This window comes from Xanthomonas sp. 3058 (assembly GCF_014199765.1).
Taxonomy (GTDB): Bacteria; Pseudomonadota; Gammaproteobacteria; order Xanthomonadales; family Xanthomonadaceae; genus Xanthomonas; species Xanthomonas campestris_B.
Genome location: NZ_JACHOF010000006.1, coordinates 157,162 through 177,624, shown reverse-complemented (window position 1 = coordinate 177,624; position 20,463 = coordinate 157,162). Strand labels below are relative to the sequence as shown.

The window sequence follows — 20,463 nt, the reverse complement described above, 5'->3', positions numbered from 1 at the left end:
GACCGTTGGTCGGAGAAATCGCGCAGTCGGCAAGCGGGCTCTGGTGTTACCGGACAAAAATGTCCGATAATGTCGGCATGACTGCAGCCCGCCCCGATGCCGCGCTCCGGCGCCGCCAAATTCTCGATGCCGCCGACGAAGTGTTCAGCGAACACGGCGTCAACGCGCCCCTGGAGCTGGTGATCGAACGTGCCGGCCTTGGCCGCGCCACGTTGTACCGCAATTTCCCCGACCGGTTGGCGCTGATGACGGCGTTGATGACCCGTGGCCTGGATGGCCTGGAGCGGCTGGCCGCCGATCTGGGCGACCAACCGGACGGCCTCGCCGTGCTGCTGCACGACGTGGCCGAGCACATCGCCCAATCCGCACCACTGGTGGATTTCTGGCGCTCGATCCAACGCGCGCACCCGGCGGTGGAGGCGACGGATCGCCGTGTGTTGAGCATCTTTCTGCCGTTCGTGCACCGCGCTCGCGACGCCGGCCTGTGCCGGGCCGATGTCGACGACGAGCAATTGCTGCTGGTGATCGACATGCTGGGCAGTTGCCTGCGCGGCAACGATGAAGGCGAACGCAAACGCCTGGCGCATCGCTCGGCGGACCTGCTGATGCATGCACTGGGGATGCAGGTGCCTGCGGGCGGCATGCGATGAGGCCGACCACGCGCGCCTGCCTGGGGCGCTGGGCCTTGCGGGGGGGGCTGGTACTGGCCGCCGTGTGGGGCGCCCTGGCAATCTATTTTTCGCTCACCGGCAATGCGTTCGTGCGGGCTGGCTGGGTAGGGTCGTGGAGCGCGATGGCGCTGGTGGCGTTGTGGGGCTTGCGCCGTGGCCGCGAGAATTGGGCGTTGGTGGGCATCTTCAGTGCCGCCTTCGTGGTGCTGGCGCTGGCGTGGTGGTGGATGCAACCCAGCCAGCACCGCGACTGGGCCGACGATGTGGCCCAGCGGTTGCAGCCGCAGGTGCACGGCAACATCGTCACCTTGCACAACGTGCGCAACTTCGACTGGCGCAGCGAAACCGACTACGTGCCGCGCTGGGAAACCCGCCAGTACGATCTGGACCGCCTGGTGAGCGCAGACCTGGCGCTGTCGTACTGGATGGGCCCGGCGATCGCGCACACGCTGGTGTCGTTCGGCTTCGACGACGGCTCGCGCGTGGTGTTCTCGCTGGAAATCCGCAAGGAGCGGGGCGAGTCGTTTTCGGCACTGGGCGGATTTTTCCGCAGCTTCGAAGAGACCCTGGTGGCTGCCGACGAGCGCGACATTCTGCGCGTGCGTACCAACGTGCGTGGCGAAGACATGTATCTGTACCGGCTGGCGATTCCCAAAGCCGGTCTGCGCCGCATGTTCATGGGCTACGTTCGCCTGGCCGACGACCTGAATCGCGCGCCGGCGTTCTACAACACCCTCACCAGCAACTGCACCACCATCGTGTTCGCGCTGGTACGGCAGTTGCAGCCGACCTTGCCGCTGGATCATCGCCTGCTGCTGTCCGGTTACGTGGACGAATACGCCTACGATCATCACGGCCTGCTGTCCGGCTACGACTTCGCAACCTTGAAGCAGCGTGGGCACTTCACCGCACGTGCGCTCGCTGCCGACACCGCGCCGGATTTCTCCGAGCGCATCCGCATGGGCATGCCGCAAGCGCCGGCACCTGCGCCAGCCGCAACCGGAAACGCAACACAATGATGAAACGCAGACAGATGCGCAGCAAGGCGCTGCTGGTGACCGGCGTGCTGGCAAGCCTGTTGGCCAGTGGTTGCGCGATGGTGAAAGTGCAGTCGCGCAGCAGTGGCGACTACATCGCGCTCACGCGCGGCGATGTGCTCAGCACTGGCGCGCTCAGCCAGGCCGGCAGCGAGACGCTGCAGGTCGCCGGGTTGCAACCAAAGGAGTGCCGCAAGGATCCGCTGCCGTGCGTGCAGCAACTCACCACGGTGGAAGGCATCGGCGATGAGCGCCGTCTGGCCGCCCAGGCCGAGCTGTGGACCGCGCAGGCGGTGGCGCTGAGCGGAAAGACGCCGGCAACCATGAACGACGCGGCGATGTCTGCGTGGCTGGAGGCGGCACGCCACGCCTATGCGTATCTGTTCTTCACCGCGCGTGCGCCGAGCGCGCGTGCGTTCGAGAATCGCCAGACCCAGGTGCGCGATTACTACAATTACGCCGTGCAGCAGGTGATCGAGGGCGTGTTTGCCCGCGGCCCCCGGAGCGCCGATGCGGCGCTTGCGCCGATCACGGTGGGGCACTGGCGCATGACGTTCGACATCTCTGCCTATCGCCTGCCCGGTGGCGGCAACACGCCGCGCGCGATCTTCTCGGCGTCTGCGCTGCGCTTCGATGGGCTGCGCAGCACCTATCGGCGCGATGGCTTCGGTGCCGAGCTGGTCGCCGAAGTCGACCCGCAGGTGGTCGGCGACCCGGCCGGACTGGCCTTGCAGGCGGCAGCCGGGGCCGCTGCGCCGGCCGCGCCGGCCGCGCCGGTTCGGCCATTGCCGACCTTCAGCGAGATGCCGTATGCGCCGGCCACGCTGCTGATGCGTTTCGAAGGCGATACCCTGGATGCGGTGCTGCGCACCGACGCGGTCACCATGGTGCCGTACGACCCGTACCGTCAGCACGAAGTAGTGCTGCATGGGCAGCGCGTGCCGCTGGCGGCCAACTTCACCGCCGCGTATGGATTGTGGTTGGCCAAGTCCGGATTCGCCGCCCAATCGCTGCGTTCGATGCTGGGCGGCACGCGCGGACTGGCTGCTCCGCATCTGTATCTGATGCAGCCTTACGATCCGAACCGTCGCGTGCTGCTGATGTTGCACGGGCTGGCCAGCAGCCCGGAGGCCTGGGTCAATGTCGCCAATGAAGTGATGGGCGACGAGGCACTGCGCCAGCGCTATCAGATCTGGCAGGTGTATTACCCGACCAACGCACCGATTGCAGTCAATCGCGCGCAAATCCAGACACTGGTGGAGAACAGCCTGAAGCAATTCGATCCCGCCGGTACGGCAGTCGCATCACAGGACATGGTATTGATCGGCCACAGCATGGGTGGGGTGATCGGGCGGTTGCTGGTGTCGTCTTCCGGTGAGCAGGTCTGGAACACGTTGCTGGAAAACTATCGTCTGGAAGGCGAGCGCGGTGAGCGCGTGCGCGCCAAACTGCGGCCGTTGCTGCATTTTTCGCCAATCCCGCAGATCGAGCGCGCCATTTTCATCGCTGCGCCGCATCGCGGCACGCCATTGGCCGAAGGTGGTATCGGCCGCTTCATCGGCCGCATGGTGCGTTTGCCACTGTCCTTGTTGAACAGTTTCGGCGATGTGCTGCAAGACCTGTCCAACAGCGAACGCGAAGGAGCGGGCGGGCCGCATCGGGGCAAGGGTCGCTTGCTGCCGCCGACCAGCATCGACAACCTGCGCGATACCGATCCGTTCGTGCGTGCCACGATGGACCTTCCGATCTCCCCGCGCGTGACGTACAACACCATCATCGGACGCGAAAAACCGCAGGTGCCGCTGGCCGAGTCCGACGATGGGCTGGTGCCGTACCGCAGCGCGCATCTGGAGGGCGCCGAGTCCGAACTGGTGGTGACCTCCTGGCACAGCGTGCAGGAAACCCCGCAGGCGATCCTGGAGATCCGCCGTATCCTGCATGCGCAGATGCAGGCCGAGGCCGGCGAGGCGCCTGCGCCTGCGCAGGGGCAGGGGCAGCCGCAGCCGCCCGTGCCTGCGACGACGCCTGCGACGTTGTAAGGCGGCGACACGTGTGATCGCTGGACGTTGCGCGCAGTCGCCGGCAAACGCAGTGAAGCAGCCACGCGGATGCGCGCGCCGCGTGCCCGCCTGGTGACGGATGCGACGCACGCATGATGGTTGCGGCCCGCCTTGCATCCCGCAGATAGCCCTGCGAGAACAACCTCGCGTCGCGGCTTGCCACACTAGCGTGCCACTGGCTGATCGGTCTCTCGCTGGTCGCGCAGCAGTCGTGTGCAAGCATCCGCCGCCAGCGCCGCCAATGCCCTGGGCAACCATGCGCACCGGCCTTGGCGCCTTATTTACCGTGCGCGTGCTATCAGGCACGTCTCGTACAGGCTCGAACAAGGAAAGGCGCGATGCGCAAGTTGTCGGCAGTGCTGTGGGTCCCCCTGTTGTTGGTCGGTTGCGGCCGTGGCGAAGGTCCGAAGGATGCAGCCGCTGCTGCCGATCCAGCCCCCGCGGCACTTCAGGCGGCACAGGCCAAGGGCGCGCCGGATGCGCCGGCAGCAGTGGAGGAAAGAGTGCCGGAATTTCCGGCCATCCCCACCATCGTCATCCCCGAGATCGTCGGCGTGACCCCGGCGCAACGCGCGCTGGAAGCCTCGCTGCAGGACATCCTCGACCCGATCGAAGGCGTCAGCGTGGCACCCGCGCGCTGCGGCGATGGCGGCACGTTGATCAACGATGCCGGCATCACCAGCGTCGATGCCAACGGCAATCTGCTGCGCAACGGCGACGGCGGCCTGTTCAACCTCAAGGCCGACGGCAGCGGCACCGCCAACTTCGAGGGCGGCCTGGTCAACGTCAATGCCGATGGCAGCGGCACCATCAACGCATCCGGGCAGGGCGGCGACAATGCCCTCATCGACGTGCAGTCCGACGGCGGCGGCACCTATAACGGCCCGGCCGGGCTGATCAGTTTGAACGGCAAGGGCGCCGGCACCTGGAACAGCGACAAGAGCGGCCTGATCGACAACCACGGCGATGGCAGCGGCACCTGGAATGGCCCGCGCGGGTTGGTCACCATCAACGCCGATGGCTCCGGCACCTGGAACGGGCCGGACGGCCTGGTGCAGAACCGCGGCGACGGGACCGGCACGGTCGGCACCCCGCCGCGCGAAGTGCGCATGCCGCCGCTGCCGAAGGTACTGCCTGCCGGCCGTTTCCCGCCGTTGCAGAAGTTCGCTCCACCTGGCGCACCGTGCGGCTATCTGATCACCTTGAACGACCGCATCCTGTTCGACTTCGACAAGTCCGACATCCGCCCGGATGCCGCGCGTGTGCTCGACACCCTGGCCGCCGCACTCGGCAAGGTAGCGACCAAGCAGATGGAAGTGCGCGGGCACACCGATGCCAAGGGCGATGATGCCTACAACCAGGCGCTGTCCGAGCGCCGCGCCAACGCGGTGCTGGCCGCGTTACGCACGCGCGGTGCCGCACAGGGCGCTGGCGCAAAGGGCTATGGCGAATCGCAACCGGTGGCGCCCAATACGGTCGATGGCCAGGACAATCCGGGCGGTCGTCAGCTCAATCGCCGCGTCGAGATCTTCCTGCGCACGTGAGCGAGGCTTGCAGGATCGTGTGAGCGTTAGCGGGTGCGCATGCGTGTTGCGCAGGCGTCGATCTCGACAGCGGCGATGCTGGCGTCGGGCGCAGGCGCGCACTGTTTGTTGTTTTGCGATCCTCGTAACGGCTGTGCTGCGGCAGGTCACGCCATCGCCTTGGCTTATATCTTCAAACGCAATGTGGGCGCCTTCCCCGGAGCGGGAAGGTGCGTTGTCGCAAGAAACACTGCAGAAACCATGACGCCTTCGCGTCATGCGGACTCATGTCGCGGCCTGCGAAGACGCGTGCGCGCCTGCGCCGGTGGCCGTATGCGCATGCCGGCAGCGATCCGCGCTTCCATACGCCAGCGACTATGCCGACTTGCGCGCTTGCTACGTGCATTTGTCAGGGCTGCAGCACACGTCATGGCATTGAAATATGCCGTCACCAACATGCGCGGCGCCTGCTTGCAGGTGTGACGCAGGTCCGCCGCAGGCCACGTCGCTCTCCCACACATCGCGGTCGCGCCGCCGTGGCATGAGCCCATGGCGCGTTGCTGCACGCATTGGATTTGATCATGATCGTTCGTTGTGCGTTGTTGCGTCCTTCGCGTCTGTCGCAGGCCTTATGCGTGTCGTTGTCGATTGTTTGCGGCCATGCAGCCGCACAGTCCGCGCCGTCCGCCGCAACGCCTGCGCAAGGCGAGATGGCCACCCTGGACAAGGTCACCGTCGCCGCCACGCGCTATAACGCGACCGACATGCAGATGGCCGCCACCAATACCGTCAACGTGTTGTCGGCCGACGATCTCAAGACCACTGCGGTCCACAACGTGGCCGAAGCGCTGGGCCTGATGCCGGGCGTGAATGTGGTCAACACCGGGCAGTCGTACTTTGGCGGCATCGATGGCGCAGCACGTGGCGAAGGCATGTTTTCCTCGGTACGTGGCCTCAATGCCGAGTACAACGTCAACCTGATCAATGGCATCAACGTCGCGCAAGGCATGCCGTACAGCCGCGGCGTGCAATTGAGTCTGTTGCCACCCTCGGGCCTGCAGACCATCGTATTGAACAAGACCTCCACTGCCGACATGGACGGCGATGCGATTGGCGGCACCATCGATTACCGCACGCCCAGCGCATTCGATTCGCCCGATCGTCAGGGTGGCAGCGTGACCTTGAGCGGACGCATGGAAAGCCGTGCGCGCGATTACGGCGATTCCGGACTGGGAAGCGGCGCCGCCGGCGATTGGCATGCACGTTTTGGCGATGCCGGGCAGTTCGGCGTGGCAGTCAGCGCGTACTACGACGAACGCCATTTCGTGAACAGCGAAGTGGCCGGCGCGTCGGCCGCGCGCAACGATGGTTCGTGGGAGTTTGCGCGTGCCGATGCCAGCGGCAATCTGGCTGCAGGGAGCGACCCGCAACAGGTGCTGCAGAGTACGGGCGTCAACATCGGGTATTCGCAAGGCGATACCCGCCGTTACGGTGGCAATGCCGCCTTCGACTGGCGGGTGGACCCCAGCCTGCATCTGTATGCGCGCATGACCTACGCCTTTGCCAAGACCGAGCAGAACACCGGCTACACCCAATTCGTTCCGGCCAATGTCAGCTTCACCCAGATCGGCAGCAGTGGCGTCTATCAGCCGCAGATCAATCGCGTCGCAGTGCGCTACTGGTACGAAACCAACCCGGAAGAAGCCGACCTTGCCACCATCCAGTTCGGTGCGGAAAAACAGCTGGGGCATTGGACCTTCGCGCCCAATATTTTTTACGGCACCGGCAATAACGATCGCCCGGATCACGTGGAAATTTCTGCGCGCAACGATCAATACACCTCGACCAACTTCGCCTACGGCGCCAACCGCTTCATCAGTTACGACGGCGACGGCTTCCCGGTCCCGTTGCTGACCCCGGCGATGCAGGCGCAGGCATCGGATGTGGGCAGCCTGTTCGCACGACGCACCGGGCAACTTTCCAAGCAATACAGCGGCCAGGACAAGGGCGGTGGCAAGCTCGATGTGGGCTACGACTTCGACGAAGGGTTGCTGAGCCGCATCGCATTCGGCGTGAAGTATGTGGACAGCTCGCGCAGCTTCACCGACCGCGACTGGACCAATGCCAAGTACACCGACGGCACCTTGTTGCGCGACACCGGGCTGATCGCGCAGCGCTACGACGCGGTCTATCCGGGGCAGTACGCACTCCCCACCGTGCGGCTCAGCAATGCGGCACTCAACAACCTGATCGCTCGCACGCTGACGCCGGCCAGCTTCGACAGCTGCGGGCAACTGGCGATCAACAACCTCAACTGCAACACCATGCGCGCCACCGAGGCGGTGAGTGCCGCCTATGCGATGGCGACGCTACGTACCGGCAATTGGGAAATCCTGCCGGGTGTGCGTTTCGAGCACACCGCCATCACCAACACGTTCTGGGCGCAGCCGGCGGCCATCAATGGGGCCGAGCAGGTCGGTGCATTCGCCAACAATCGCACCCGTTACAACGTGGCGCTGCCGAGCGTGTTCGTGAACTACCGGCCCGATGGCGATGCTGCGGTGTATCGCGGTTCGGTATGGACCAGCTACACGCGCCCGGCGTTCGTACAGCTGGGCGGTGGCCGCTCCACCGATATTTCCAGCGATGGCCAGACCATCATCACCGAAGGCAACCCGGACCTGAAGCCGATCAAGTCGCTCAATGTGGACCTGTCGGGCGAATGGCAGAACGACAGTGGCGGCCACGCAATGCTGGCGGGCTACTACAAGCGGCTGACCGATTACATCTACGAAAGCGGGTCCAACGCGGCCAATGCCGGCGAAAGCGGCAGTGGCAGCACCCGTTTCGTGCGTCCGCAAAACGGTGGCGATGGCCGCGTGCTGGGGATCGAAGCCGCAGTGCGGCAGACCTTCCAGGGGATGCCCGCGCCGCTGGATGGCTTCGGCATCGGCGCCAACCTCACCCGCCAGACCACCCGAGTGGATCTGGGCGAAGAAGGCTTCGCGCACGAGCGTATCCAGAACGCACCGAACCTGCTTGCCAACGCCGAGCTGTTTTACGAAAAGGGCGACTGGTCGGTGAATCTGAGCTACCACTATTCCGGCGAATACGTCTCGGTCTACGACTATCTCAACCGGGGGCAACGCTGGGACAATCTGTGGATCAAGCCGATCACCCGCGTCGATCTGCATCTGGGCTACGCGCCCAACGCGCATCTGCGCGTGGATCTGTCGGTCGCCAACCTCACCAAGCAGCACAGCTATTGGGCGCATGTGGGCCACGAGACCGATGCGATCTCGGACATCGTCGATTCCGGCATGACCAGCCTGCTGACCGCCAAATATGTGTTCTGAGTCCGCAATGAAAGCGGGGCAGGGCGGTGAATGCCTGCCCGCAGGCGATGACGGCAGCGACGCGATGGTGGCCGTAGGGCTGCCGTCGTGCGGGATTGTCGCGCCGGCGCACGCAGGTGTCAGGCGACGGTCGAAGGCAGTGCCTCGGCCGCGATGGCCGTTGCCGGCATTGGCGCTCGGCGCGTTGTTGCTGATCGGTTGCGCGCCACGTGCGCCCACGCCGCCGGCAGTTGCGCAGACCGCCAAGGCCGCGCAACTGGAGCGCGTGGTGGTGGTGTTCCGGCATGGCGTGCGTGCGCCACTGCAGGGCGAGGCTGCGGCTGCGCACTACGCAGATGCGCCGTGGCCGCAGTGGTCCACGCCGGCCAGCCTGCTCACGCCGCGCGGGCGCACCGCTGTGCAGTTGAGTGGCACGTATCTGCGGCAATGGTTGACCCAGCAGGCGCTGTTGCCGGGTACCGGTTGCCCTGCGCCGCAGAGCGTATCGGTCTGGGCCAATACCGACCAACGCACCATCGATAGCGGCAGCTTGCTGGCCGACGCGCTGGCACCTGGCTGCGGGATCGTGGCCGGGCATCGTGAGGCCGGTAGCAACGATCCGTTGTTCCGGCCGATCGAAGCTGGCGCGGTGCCGTTCGATGGCGCGGCAGCGGTCGCCGCGATCAACAAGCAAACCGGCGGACCTGCCGCATTGCTGCAAGGCCACGTGGCCGAGTTGCAGGCGATGCAGCAGATTCTCGGGTGCACCCGTACGCCCTGCGATTTTGCGCAGATGCCGTCCACGCTGGCGCCATCGGTCAATGGGCGCGGCCTGGCCCTGGGCGGGCCGATCGATCTGACCTCCGGCACTGGGGAAGTGTTGTTGTTGCAATACGCCGAAGGCTTGCCGTTGTCGCAGGTCGGTTGGGGCCGTGCCACGCCCGAACGCCTGGCGCAGGTGTCGCGCCTGCATGCGTTGTTGTTCGACATCTACGCGCGGCCGCATTACATGGCGTCGCGCTCGGGCGCGCCGCTGGCACGCGAAGTGCTGCAACGCTTCGGCGATGCGCAGGCACCGAAAGTCTCGGTCTTCGTTGGCAGCGATACGCATATTGCGGCGTTGAGCGGTTTGTTGGGCGTGCATTTCCACCTGCCCGGTTACGGCGCCGACGATCCGCCACCGGGTGGCGCGTTGTTGCTGGGTCTATGGCGCGAACCGAGTGGGGAGCAGGTCGTGCGCGCACGGTATCTGGCGCAATCGCTGGATCAGCTGCGCACGTTGGCGCCGCTGGATCTGGCGCATCCGCCGTTGCAGCAGGAGTTGGCGTTGGACCTGTGCGCGGCAGGGCAACGCATGGCGTGTCCGCTGCACGCGTTCGCGCAGGCGTTGGAGCAGCAGTTGCAACGCGATCCTTGAAGGCAGCGTCGTGCCGCGAGGTGCCAGCTGGCGTTTTTCTCCTTTGCGCGCGCCAACCGCTTCAGCGAACCGAAGCAGTTGCGAAATGCCTGCAGATCGCGTGTGCGGAGTCGGTCGGTGCGCGCGGTGTCGCATCCGGTGTCGGGACACGCGGTGAATCCGCCCCCGGACCAACTGTGTCATTGCAGGGGCTCTGGCCGTTGCGCAAGCCGGGCACGCAGATGCCTGCTTGCGCAACCGCAAGCGATGATTCCTACGCAAGCCGCGATGACGGCACGCGTGCCGCCAAAACGCAGATGGGCCGCATCGGCGGCCCATCTGCACTGCACTAGACACGCTCCCGCAGGAGCGGCTGACTTACTTCAGCTTGGCGTCGGCGCGCAGCGCCTCGGCACGGTCGGTCTTTTCCCACGAGAACGAGGTCGCGCTGTGCTGCGCGCCGGTTGCGTCGGTGTAGGTGAAATCCTTCGGCTTGCGGCCGAAGTGACCGTAGGACGCGGTCTGCTGGTACATCGGGTGGATCAGGTCGAGCATCTGGATGATGCCGAACGGACGCAGGTCGAAATGCTTGCGGATCAGCTTTTCGATCTGCTCGTCGGCGATCTTGCCGGTGCCGAAGGTGGTGACCGAGATCGAGGTCGGCTCGGCCACACCGATGGCGTAGGAAACCTGCACTTCGCAACGGTCGGCCAGGCCGGCGGCCACGACGTTCTTGGCCACATAACGCGCGGCGTAGGCGGCCGAACGGTCGACCTTGGACGGATCCTTGCCGGAGAACGCGCCGCCACCGTGACGGGCCCAGCCGCCGTAGGTGTCGACGATGATCTTGCGACCGGTCAGGCCGCAATCGCCCACCGGGCCGCCGATCACGAACTTGCCGGTCGGGTTGATGTGGAACTTGGTGCCCTTGTGCAGCCACTTGGACGGCAGCACCGGCTTGAGGATTTCCTCGCGCACCGCTTCGATCAGGTCTTTCTGCTTGACGCCCGGATCGTGCTGGGTCGACAGCACCACCGCGTCGATCGCGGTCGCCACGCCGTCTTCGTAACGCAAGGTGACCTGCGACTTGGCGTCCGGACGCAGCCAGGACAGCGCCGAGTTCTTCTTCTTGCGGATCTTGGCCTGCTGCTCGACCAGGCGGTGCGCCAGATGGATCGCCGCCGGCATGTGGCTGTCGGTCTCGTTGGTCGCGTAGCCGAACATCAGGCCCTGGTCGCCAGCGCCCTGTTCTTCGGGCTTCTTGCGGTCCACGCCCTGGTTGATGTCCGGCGACTGCTTGCCGATCAGGTTGAGCACGCCGCAGGTCTCGCCGTCGAAGCCGACGTCGGAGCTGTTGTAGCCGATGTCCAGGATCACCTTGCGGGTCAGCGCTTCCAGGTCGATCCAGGCGCTGGTGGTCACTTCGCCGGCGACGATCGCCACGCCGGTCTTGACCATCGTCTCGCAGGCCACGCGGGCGCGCTTGTCCTGGGCCAGGATGGCGTCCAGCACTGCGTCGGAGATCTGGTCGGCAATCTTGTCCGGATGGCCTTCGGAGACCGATTCGGAGGTGAACAGATAGCTGGACATCAGGCTTATATCCCTTAATTCGGATGAAAAGATGGGTGCGGATGATACACCCTCCGGCACGCCTGCGCATTGTGCGCCTGAATGGGCTGGTGTGGCGTTAAAACCGTGTGCTGGCGCGGGTTTGCATGGTCATGCGGTTGTCTTGATACTGCCATGCGGTGGTCGTGTCGAGCGGTCAGCATGCGCCCGTGCCGGGGCTGCGTCGCTGCATGCAGAGGTGGTCCCGGGGGAATCTGAGATGTCTTCGGGCATCGTCGTGCTGGAGTGAGGGCGCAGGACCACGTTGGCAGCCAAGTGGCCCTGGGCGGGATCGCCAGTGCGGCAAGCTGCGCCGCAGCGATGCGGGTGCGCTGACCGTTCGACGCGATGCCGACGCCTGCAGGCGGCGCACGCACCGGCTGCGCACGCACCGGCTGCGCACCGCTTTGCCAGCGGCTGCGAGGATTTTTGCCCTGGAGACGTCCGCATGCGCCTGTCCACCTTGCATCCTCCCGTCCGCGCCTTGTTTCTGTCCGATCTGCATCTGGGGTCGCAGCACTGCCATGCCGCCGAGATTGCCGCGTTCATTGCCCGCCAGCGCTGTCAGACCCTGTATCTGGTGGGCGATATCGTCGACCTGTGGTGGATGTCGCAACGCCGCGCGGTCTGGGACGCGGCGCATCAGCAGGTGATCGCCGCGTTGCATGCGCAGGCCAGGCGTGGCACCGAGATCGTCTACGTACCCGGCAATCACGATCGTGCCATCCGCCGCTTCTGCGGCCTGATGATGCCGGCCATGCAGGTGCGTCGACGCAGCATCCACACCTTGCTGGACGGGCGTCGGCTACTGGTCACCCACGGCGACGATTATGATGCGCAGACCCATTTCGGTGGGTTGCAGGAGCGCTTCGGCGACTGGTTGTACTACCGCATCCTCACCGGCAACCAGCTGACCAATCGCCTGCGTCGCCGCCTGGGCATGCGCTATTGGTCGTTGGCCGAATTTCTCAAACGCCGCAGCAGCGCCGCCGAGCGCTACATCGGACGCTTCGTGGCCGCCGGCCTGGCCGATGTGGTGCGGCGCGATCTGGACGGCATCGTCTGCGGTCACATCCATCGTGCGGCATTGCGTATGCAGGCCGGGCACATCTACGCCAATACCGGCGACTGGGTGGAGAGCCTGACGGCGCTGCGCGAGACGCAATGCGGCGCGCTGCAGCTGGTGAATCATCACGGCGAAGTGCTGGCCGAGCTGGCGCCGCAACAGATGGAGCAACGGCGCGCGGCGTGAGTGCGCCGTTGTTGTAGTGGCTGATGCAAAGGCCAAGCCTGCGCCGTTGGATGTGCGGCGCGTTGCGCCGTCTGCTGCGCTCTTGCGAACGGGCATGCGCTCACCGACGCGCTGCCGCTGTTGCAGCGGTGCGGTGCGGCGGAGCGCGTCACCTGGCTGACCGCACGCCAGCGAGAAGTGGCGTGAAGGCTCCGGGCGAGGTCTGGGCTGCTAGCATCGCTGCATGGATTCATTGACCCAGATCGTTCTTGGCGGCGCCGTCGCTGCCGCCATCGCGCCGGCCGGACAGCGCCGCGCCGCCTTGCTGGCCGGCGCCGCACTGGGCACCTTGCCCGACCTCGATGCGCTGGTGCTGCTGCCGCTCACCGACGACCCGGTCACGTTGATGACGGCGCATCGCAGCGTCAGCCATTCGTTGTTCGTGCTGCCGTTGGTGGGCTGGCTGATCTGGTGGCTGTTCCGTCGCTACGGCAACGGGCGCGTGGCCACTGCGCCCAAGCGCTGGTTCTGGGCGATCCAGCTGGCGTTGATCACCCATCCGCTGCTGGATGCCTTCACCGTCTACGGCACCCAGCTCTGGTGGCCGTTGCAGCCGCATCCGGCCATGTGGTCTAGCATTTTCATTGTAGATCCGGCCTACACGCTGTGGTTGCTGCTGGCGTGCGCGGTGGCCTGGTTTGCACGCGCGCGCCCGCTCGCCCAGCACGTGCTGGTGATTGGCCTGGTGCTCAGTTCCGGCTATCTGGGATGGTCGTTGCTGGCCAAGCACCTGGTCGATCGCCAGGCAGATCGCGCACTGGCCGCGCTCGGACTGGGCGATGCGCCGCGTTTTTCGGTGCCGATGCCGCTCAATACCTTGCTGTGGCGAGTGGTGGCGATGACTCCAAACGGCTATGTGATCGGTGAGCGCTCGCTGGTGGCCGACACCGGGCCGATGCAGTTTCGCGGCTATTCCAGCAACACCCAGGCGCTGGGAGAAGTGGCTGCGTTCGATACGGTGCGCCGGCTGACCTGGTTCAATCGCGGCTTCATGCGCGCGCGCCTTGTAGACGACGACTTGATGCTCAGCGACCTGCGCATGGGCCTGGAGCCGGACTACAACTTCAACTTCGTGGTCGCCCATCGCGCCGACGGGCAGTGGCAGCCGATCGTGCCCCGGCAGATCCAGGCTGCTTACCGCGCGCCGGTGGCACGCAATCAGATCGGCGCGGTATTGGCGCAGATGTGGCAGCGCATCTGGCACGAGCCCCGCAGCACCGTGCTGACCGGCGATCTGGAACATGCCGGTTCGCCAGCGGCTGCGCCTGCAGCGGCGAGTCAATAACCGTTGCGCTCGCCTGGGCGAAAGAAGAAACGCTGCAGGCTGTGCGATGGCAGCGCACCTGCGCCTTGCTGCGAGCAACGTGCCTGATGTCGGTGGAAGGCGCTGTCATAGCGAAGGCCGCCGGCTGATGGTTCACAACCACTGTCCGGCTTCGCGCGCCGTATCAGTCGTGTGGTGGAAACCATCGATATCGTGCCGATTCCGTCCAGTGCCGAGCACGATCCGTTCGATGCTGGGGGCGCCGGCGCCGTTGCCACTCTCATGCAGGTAGTGCATCGCTGTCGTCGTGGCCTCGCTGTCGTCGCACCAGTGGAACAGGTGCGCGCTACGCGCACGTGCGCGTGTTGCCCAGGCGGCCGCCTGGTCGTCGAAACTCCCCGCATCTCTGCGCGTATCGCGCACGCAGCGCTCATGCGCGCAACGTCAAAAGCTCAGGCAGCGGCCGATAGCGCGGGCGGTACGCCGGCAATCAACGCGTCGAAGTAGTCGCCGGTCAACGCCAGCTGCGCTTCCGGGGTTTCGGCGCGATTGACCACCGCGCGGAAGTCGGCGCTTTGCGGGTGATCCTTGGCGTACCAGCCCAGATGCTTACGCGCGATACGCACGCCCTGCGGCTGCCCGTAGAACGCATGCAGCGCTTCCAGGTGGTCGAGCAAGGTGTCGCGCACGAAGACCAATGACGGTGGCGGCAACAACTCGCCGGTGGCCAGGTAATGCGCCACTTCGCCGAAGATCCACGGACGGCCCTGCGCGGCGCGGCCGATCATCACCGCATCCACGCCGGTATCGCGCAGCACTTGCGCCGCTTTCTGCGGCGAATCGATATCGCCATTGGCAACCACCGGAATCTGCAGCGCGGCCTTGATCTCGGCAATGGTGGCGTACTCGGCAGTGCCAGTGTAGTGCTGGTCGCGGGTGCGGCCATGCACGGCCAGCGCAGTGATGCCGCAATCCTGCGCGATGCGTGCGATGGTCGGGCCGTTGCGGTGATCGCAGTCCCAGCCGGTGCGGATCTTCAGCGTCACCGGCACATCCACGGCCTGCACCACCGCGCGCAGAATGCGCGCCACCAGCTCCTCGTCGCGCATCAACGCCGAGCCGGCCCAGGCATTGCAGACCTTCTTGGCCGGGCAGCCCATGTTGATATCGATCAGTTGCGCGCCATGGTCCACGTTGTAACGCGCCGCCTCGGCCAGCTGCTGCGGCTCGGTACCGGCGATCTGCACACTGATCGGGTCCGGTTCGCCGGCGTGGTCCATGCGGTGCAGCGACTTGCGCGTGCCCCAGAAGCGCGGATCGGAGATGGTCATCTCCGACACCGCCAGCCCGGCGCCCAGGCGCTTGCACAGCAACCGGAACGGCTTGTCGGTGACGCCCGCCATCGGGGCGAGGATCACCTTGGGGGCGATGGTGTAGGGGCCGATCTGCATGCGCGCATTGTCGCCGCGGTTGCCGCTGCTGCCAACTCGGGCGCCGCCGGAGGGGCGCGTATAGTGGCGAGCGCTCACTCAGGTTGGAGCGGGCCAGCGCATGCGCCAGCCGGGTCGCGCGGACGCGACCGGGCCGAAGATCGCGGTGTCAGCGGATCAGCTGGTACAGCTCGAAGCCCTTGGCGCCGCCGTCCAGGATCAGCAGCAGTTCGTCCGGCCCCAGTGCGACCATCCGGCCGACGCTGTTGCCGTTGGTGCCGTCGGAGAGGTTGCCGGGCGCGTAGCGGCCTTCCGGTGCGTCGTTGACCGTGCTGGCACCAAGGAACGCGAACTCGCGGCTGTCCTTGGCCAGTGGATACAGGGTGCCGCTGCGGCGCTGCGAGCCGTTGAGCTTGCTGAAACGATAGCCGCAGGCATCGCGGCTGATCTCGGCCTTGAAATAGGGGTAGGCATAGGCGAACCGCTGGTCGACCTGGATCGAGCGCACCTTCCAGCGGCCGTCCAGCTTGCCCGGTACCTGCGGCGACTGCGCACGCTGCAGCAGCGTGCGCGCCAGCGCGGCGCCGTCTTGCTGGTCGGCATCGTCGTAGCGTGGCGCGATCGCCTGTTGCAGGCTGTCCGCGGACACGGTCACCGCAGCGCGGTCGGCATCGCTGGCAGTGCCGTTCCAGTCGCAGCGCTGCGCAGCGGCCGACAGCGGGACAAGCCAGGCGCACAGCGCAACGAACGGGATCAGGGAAAAACGACGCATCGAGCACTCCTTGTCGTGATGCAGGCCCGTCGCGGCGACGGGCGGTCAGGTGGGGCAGGGCGAGCGAAGCAAGCCGCTACCGCCATCGGCGCAGGCAGTCAGCCGGCGTCCGGCAGCAGCCGTGGCATCGACGCCGCAGCGCCTTCCACCTCGGTGGAGCGAGCGGCGTAGCGGGTGGCAAAGCGCACGTGGGTGATGAAGCTCGCACCCGGCGACTGCGCCAGCGAGGCCACCAGCGCGCCGTTGAAGGCATCGCCGGCGCCGGTGGTGTCGACCGTCTGCGCGCTTTCCGCACCCACCCGGTAATGCGCGGCGGTGTCGCCACGCAGCTGTTCTTCGGCGTGCGAAATGAACGCGCCCACCGCGCCCAGTGTCACCACCACGGTGCCGCCCGGCAGCAGCTTGCGGCACATCGAATGCAGCGTGTTGCCGTCCAGCGCGGCGACGTCGTCGGCATTGATGCGTTCGCCGACGTGGCGGCCGAGCAGGGCGGCGAATTCGGTTTCGTTCGGCGTCATCACGTCCGACAGCTTGAGCAGGCCGATCGATGTGGGTGCATTGGCCGGTGCAGCGTTGAGCACGGTCAGCACGCCGCATTCGCGCGCCAATGCCAGCGCCGATTCGATGGTTTCCGCCGGCGATTCCAGCTGCGCCAGCAGCACCCGGGCCGAGGCGACCAACGCGCGCTGGTTGTCGATGAAGCCCGCGCTCAGCACGGAGTTGGCGCCAGCGCCGATCACGATGGTATTGCGGCCATGCGCGTCGACATAGATGCCGCCGGTGCCGGTGGGCTCATTGCTGGGCTCGGCGATCAGCGCGAATCCATCGTGCGCGGCCAGCGAGCGCGCCAGCGCACCACCGGCATCGTCGCCCAGCGCGCACAGGAAATGCGTCTTTGCGCCGGCACGCGTGGCGGCGACCGCCTGGTTGAAGCCCTTGCCGCCGGGGCCGGTGCTGTAGCGGCCGGCGATGGTGGCGCCCGGCGCAGGCAGGACATCACAACGCCACACGTGATCGACATTGAAGGATCCGACAACGACGACCGAACTCATAAATACCCTTGCTTGTAATGACTGAATAAAACGTGGCGTGCAGCGATTAGACCGGCACACCGATGAACCCGCGCCGCCTCAACCGAAATGCGAGAGCACCCCGGCAATGGTAGCGGTCATGAAGGTGGCGATCGAACCGCCCAGCACCGCACGCAGCCCGAACTTGGCCAGATCGTGACGCCGTTCCGGCGCCAGCCCCCCGATACCGCCGATCTGGATTGCGATCGAGCTGAAGTTGGCAAAGCCGCACAGCGCATACGTGGCGATCAGCCGGCCTTCGGCGCTCAGGCCCACGCCTGGCACTTCGCCCTTCACGATACGCGACAGTTCGCTGTAGGCGACGAATTCGTTGATCACCACCTTCTGCCCGATCAGCGAGCCGACCGTGGTCGCGTCCGCCCATGGCGTCCCGATGACCCACGCGATCGGCGCCAGCACGTAGCCGAAGATGGTCGACAGGTTCGTCGGGCGGCCCAGCAGCGCAGCAGCGCCGGTGATCTCGCCCAGCCAGGTCAGCGGTGCGTTGATCAAGGCGATCAGCGCAATGAAAGCCAGCAGCATCGCGCCGATGTTCAGCGCCAGCCGCAAGCCATCGCCGGCACCGGCGGCGGCGGCGTCGATGACGTTGCTGGTGGTCTTTTCCACTTCCATCTTGACCGTGCCGCGGGTCAGCGGCGTGCCGGTTTCCGGCACCAGCAGCTTGGCGACCACCAGCGTGGCCGGCGCGGCCATGATGCTGGCGGCGAGCAGATGCTTGGCGTAGAACGCCTGCTGCGCGGGGTCGCTGCCGCCGAGCATGCCGACGTACGCGGCCAGCACGCCGCCGGCGATATGCGCCATGCCGCCGATCATCATCGTCAGCAACTCGGACTGGGTCATCTTGGGGATGTACGGGCGCACCGTCAGCGGCGCTTCGGTCTGGCCGATGAACACGCTGGCGCAGACGCTGGTGGTTTCCGCACCGGACACGCGCATCACCTTGGTGATCGCCCAGGCCATCGCACGCACCACCACCTGCATCACGCCCAGGTGATAGAGCACGCCCATCAGCGCCGAGAAGAAGATGATGGTGGGCAACACCTGGAACGCGAAAATGAAGCCATAGCTGTCGATGTTCATCAGGTTGCCGAAAATGAAGGTGGACCCTTCATTGACGAAGCTCAATACCTTGACAAAGCCCTTGCCCAGCGCGTCGAACACATCGCGTCCGCCCGGCACCAGCAGCACCAGTGCGGCGAACGAGATCTGCAGCGCCAGACCGGTGGCGACCAGCTTCCAGTCGATCGCGCGACGATTGTTCGAAAACAGCCAGGTGATGCCGATAAGCACCGCCAGACCGAACAGGCCGAAACCGATCCTTCCCAAACCTTCGACCATTCCAATCCCCGGAGCTGCTGGCGGCAAACCGAGAAGCCTAGAGCAGGGGGTGACGGTGGGCAAGGCGAGCGGTGTTCAGACGTTCCCCGTCAGCCCGCAACCGAGATGCAGCGGGCGCGGGTAGGGTGGAGTTGGCAAGCGGGTGAGCCACGCTTGCGCAAAGTCGGGGATGTGCGGCGTCGACTGGCTGTCCGGATGACGCCAGCGAAGGCCGCGCTCCGAGACTCGATCCGGCAACCAAGCGCTGCTTGTCGATCAGTTGCCGACTGCAGCCGAAAAGGTGCTTGCGCGCGTGCCGGCGTGGGACCTTATGCGGCATGGATGCCGCCACACGGTCCCGCCCCCGGGTACGCCACCGCGCTCCCACTTTCTGCGGTTACTGATGGGCAAGCAATGCCGTTGGTAGGCGGAATGCCTGCGGATCACGCAGTGATCATTAGGCCAACGTGCCACGCCCTGTCACCCCGGCAACCTCACGTCCTACACTGCGCACGCCGATCCGGGGCAGGGCGCCGCGGAGGTTGTTGGAGTCTGCCAATGCATTACCGTCGTCTGGGGTCCACCGGGCTGCAGCTGTCGGCCCTTTCATTCGGGGCCTGGGTCACCTTCGGCAAGCAGATCGGGCGTGGCGAAGCGCGCAACCTGATCGCCGCCGCCTGGGACAACGGTATCAACTTCTTCGACAACGCCGAGGTCTATGCACGCGGCCGCGCCGAAGAGGTGATGGGCGATGTGATCGCCGACCTGCGTCTGCCGCGCGATGGTTACTGCGTGTCGAGCAAGGTGTTCTTCGGCGCGGTGGACAGCCCGCGCCCCACCCAGCGCGGGCTGTCGCGCAAGCACGTCACCGACGCTTGCCACGCCGCGCTCAAGCGCCTGCGGGTGGAGTATCTGGACCTGTATTTCTGCCACCGGCCCGATCCGGACACGCCGATCCAGGAAACCGTGCGCGCCATGGATGCGCTGATCCGCCAGGGCAAGGTGCTGTACTGGGGGACTTCCGAATGGAGCGCCGACCAATTGCGTGCCGCCATTGCGATCGCCGAGCAGGAACACCTGCACGCGCCGGCGATGGAGCAGCCGCAGTACAACCTGTTGCACCGCGACCGGCTGGAGCGCGAATACGCGCCGCTGTGCGAGGGCGGGCTAGGCACCACGATCTGGTCGCCGCTGGCCTCGGGCCTGCTGACCGGTAAGTACAACGCCGGCGTGGATGCCGACAGCCGCCTGGGCCAGCCGGGCAATCACTGGTTGCAGGACGAAGTGTTGGGCGCACCCGAAGCCCGCCGCCTGGAACGCGCACGCGCGTTCTGCGCACTGGCGGCCGAACTGGGCCAGTCGCCCGCCCGCCTGGCCATCGCCTGGTGCCTGCGCAACCCGCAGGTGTCCACGGTGATCCTGGGCGCCAGCCGGGTAGCGCAACTGGAGGAGAACCTTGGCGCGCTGGAGACGCTGACCCAGGTCGATGCCGCCGATTGGGCGCGGGTGGAGGAAGTGACGCGCTGAGGCGGCGTTGGCCATGCGCAAGGCGTGGCAGCGCGGCGCAATGAGCGCGTTTCAGGCAGTGGTTTGACGCAGACGCTGTGGCTCATGGGTAAGCGCAGTCATCCAGGCGATCCAGGCTGCCGGCGCGGCTGGGTCAGGGCC

Annotated in this window: 15 protein-coding genes; 9 read left to right on the top strand and 6 right to left on the bottom strand. The window is 66.1% G+C overall.

Annotated features, from left to right (window positions below; translation table 11 throughout):
* Positions 1-77: 77 nt before the first annotated feature.
* The 6 genes from GGR61_RS10710 (at position 78) to GGR61_RS10685 (ending at position 10,043) form a co-directional block, all read left to right on the top strand.
* Positions 78-650 carry a TetR/AcrR family transcriptional regulator gene (locus GGR61_RS10710; protein WP_184407428.1) on the top strand — a complete coding sequence of 191 codons (573 nt, stop codon included), beginning with the start codon at positions 78-80 and terminating at the stop codon, positions 648-650.
* Entirely contained in the window at positions 647-1,690 is a 1,044-nt protein-coding gene (locus tag GGR61_RS10705; RefSeq protein WP_184621358.1) for a DUF4105 domain-containing protein, read from the top strand. Before GGR61_RS10710 ends, GGR61_RS10705 begins: the two co-directional genes overlap by 4 nt.
* Positions 1,690-3,747 carry an alpha/beta hydrolase gene (locus GGR61_RS10700; protein ID WP_260287518.1) on the top strand — a complete coding sequence of 686 codons (2,058 nt, stop codon included), beginning with the start codon at positions 1,690-1,692 and terminating at the stop codon, positions 3,745-3,747. The genes GGR61_RS10705 and GGR61_RS10700 overlap by 1 nt, the downstream gene beginning before the upstream one ends.
* A gap of 359 nt (positions 3,748-4,106) precedes the next feature.
* Complete coding sequence (locus GGR61_RS10695) at positions 4,107-5,312, top strand: OmpA family protein (protein ID WP_184621357.1); 1,206 nt, start codon at positions 4,107-4,109, stop codon at positions 5,310-5,312.
* 560 nt (positions 5,313-5,872) lie between these two features.
* The gene (locus tag GGR61_RS10690) at positions 5,873-8,647 is read left to right on the top strand and encodes a TonB-dependent receptor (RefSeq protein ID WP_184621356.1); all 2,775 of its coding nucleotides are present in this window, start codon (positions 5,873-5,875) and stop codon (positions 8,645-8,647) included.
* Between the two features lie 7 nt (positions 8,648-8,654).
* A complete protein-coding gene (locus GGR61_RS10685; protein ID WP_260287492.1) occupies positions 8,655-10,043 on the top strand; it encodes a histidine-type phosphatase in 1,389 nt (462 codons plus the stop codon).
* Positions 10,044-10,400: 357 nt separating this feature from the next.
* Here the strand turns inward: GGR61_RS10685 and metK are convergent, their stop codons facing one another.
* Positions 10,401-11,612 (bottom strand): methionine adenosyltransferase, encoded by a 1,212-nt coding sequence (metK, locus tag GGR61_RS10680; protein WP_184407338.1) that lies wholly within the window; start codon positions 11,610-11,612, stop codon positions 10,401-10,403.
* 466 nt (positions 11,613-12,078) lie between these two features.
* On the opposite strand from metK, the gene GGR61_RS10675 reads away from it, so the two are divergent.
* Both GGR61_RS10675 and GGR61_RS10670 read left to right on the top strand, forming a co-directional pair.
* Complete coding sequence (locus tag GGR61_RS10675) at positions 12,079-12,882, top strand: UDP-2,3-diacylglucosamine diphosphatase (RefSeq protein WP_184407337.1); 804 nt, start codon at positions 12,079-12,081, stop codon at positions 12,880-12,882.
* A gap of 223 nt (positions 12,883-13,105) precedes the next feature.
* Positions 13,106-14,206 carry a metal-dependent hydrolase gene (locus tag GGR61_RS10670; protein ID WP_184407336.1) on the top strand — a complete coding sequence of 367 codons (1,101 nt, stop codon included), beginning with the start codon at positions 13,106-13,108 and terminating at the stop codon, positions 14,204-14,206.
* A gap of 132 nt (positions 14,207-14,338) precedes the next feature.
* Here GGR61_RS10670 and GGR61_RS10665 read toward each other — a convergent pair whose 3' ends face one another.
* From GGR61_RS10665 to GGR61_RS10645, 5 genes are all read right to left on the bottom strand, one after another.
* Positions 14,339-14,608, bottom strand: coding sequence for a hypothetical protein (locus GGR61_RS10665; protein ID WP_184621355.1), 270 nt, complete (start codon positions 14,606-14,608; stop codon positions 14,339-14,341).
* Between the two features lie 29 nt (positions 14,609-14,637).
* Complete coding sequence (gene dusB / locus GGR61_RS10660; RefSeq protein ID WP_184621354.1) at positions 14,638-15,636, bottom strand: tRNA dihydrouridine synthase DusB; 999 nt, start codon at positions 15,634-15,636, stop codon at positions 14,638-14,640.
* A 148-nt stretch (positions 15,637-15,784) separates the two neighbouring features.
* Positions 15,785-16,387, bottom strand: a complete 603-nt coding sequence (locus GGR61_RS10655) for a DUF4893 domain-containing protein (RefSeq protein WP_184621353.1) — start codon at positions 16,385-16,387, stop codon at positions 15,785-15,787.
* Positions 16,388-16,485: 98 nt separating this feature from the next.
* On the bottom strand, positions 16,486-17,439 hold the full coding sequence (locus GGR61_RS10650) for a ribokinase (protein ID WP_184621352.1): 954 nt from the start codon (positions 17,437-17,439) through the stop codon (positions 16,486-16,488).
* A 78-nt stretch (positions 17,440-17,517) separates the two neighbouring features.
* Complete coding sequence (locus GGR61_RS10645; protein WP_184621351.1) at positions 17,518-18,816, bottom strand: nucleoside transporter C-terminal domain-containing protein; 1,299 nt, start codon at positions 18,814-18,816, stop codon at positions 17,518-17,520.
* 537 nt (positions 18,817-19,353) lie between these two features.
* Here GGR61_RS10645 and GGR61_RS10640 point away from each other — a divergent pair.
* Positions 19,354-20,322, top strand: a complete 969-nt coding sequence (locus GGR61_RS10640) for an aldo/keto reductase (protein ID WP_184407331.1) — start codon at positions 19,354-19,356, stop codon at positions 20,320-20,322.
* Positions 20,323-20,463 lie beyond the last annotated feature (141 nt).

Excerpts from the sequence above, each read along its gene's own strand:
- GGR61_RS10710 (WP_184407428.1), top strand. The coding sequence starts at position 78 with ATGACTGCAGCCCGCCCCGATGCCGCGCTCCGGCGCCGCCAAATTCTC.
- GGR61_RS10705 (WP_184621358.1), top strand. The coding sequence starts at position 647 with ATGAGGCCGACCACGCGCGCCTGCCTGGGGCGCTGGGCCTTGCGGGGG.
- GGR61_RS10700 (WP_260287518.1), top strand. The coding sequence starts at position 1,690 with ATGAAACGCAGACAGATGCGCAGCAAGGCGCTGCTGGTGACCGGCGTG.
- GGR61_RS10695 (WP_184621357.1), top strand. The coding sequence starts at position 4,107 with ATGCGCAAGTTGTCGGCAGTGCTGTGGGTCCCCCTGTTGTTGGTCGGT.
- GGR61_RS10690 (WP_184621356.1), top strand. The coding sequence starts at position 5,873 with ATGATCGTTCGTTGTGCGTTGTTGCGTCCTTCGCGTCTGTCGCAGGCC.
- GGR61_RS10685 (WP_260287492.1), top strand. The coding sequence starts at position 8,655 with ATGAAAGCGGGGCAGGGCGGTGAATGCCTGCCCGCAGGCGATGACGGC.
- metK (WP_184407338.1), bottom strand. The coding sequence starts at position 11,612 with ATGTCCAGCTATCTGTTCACCTCCGAATCGGTCTCCGAAGGCCATCCG.
- GGR61_RS10675 (WP_184407337.1), top strand. The coding sequence starts at position 12,079 with ATGCGCCTGTCCACCTTGCATCCTCCCGTCCGCGCCTTGTTTCTGTCC.
- GGR61_RS10670 (WP_184407336.1), top strand. The coding sequence starts at position 13,106 with ATGGATTCATTGACCCAGATCGTTCTTGGCGGCGCCGTCGCTGCCGCC.
- dusB (WP_184621354.1), bottom strand. The coding sequence starts at position 15,636 with ATGCAGATCGGCCCCTACACCATCGCCCCCAAGGTGATCCTCGCCCCG.
- GGR61_RS10655 (WP_184621353.1), bottom strand. The coding sequence starts at position 16,387 with ATGCGTCGTTTTTCCCTGATCCCGTTCGTTGCGCTGTGCGCCTGGCTT.
- GGR61_RS10650 (WP_184621352.1), bottom strand. The coding sequence starts at position 17,439 with ATGAGTTCGGTCGTCGTTGTCGGATCCTTCAATGTCGATCACGTGTGG.
- GGR61_RS10645 (WP_184621351.1), bottom strand. The coding sequence starts at position 18,816 with ATGGTCGAAGGTTTGGGAAGGATCGGTTTCGGCCTGTTCGGTCTGGCG.
- GGR61_RS10640 (WP_184407331.1), top strand. The coding sequence starts at position 19,354 with ATGCATTACCGTCGTCTGGGGTCCACCGGGCTGCAGCTGTCGGCCCTT.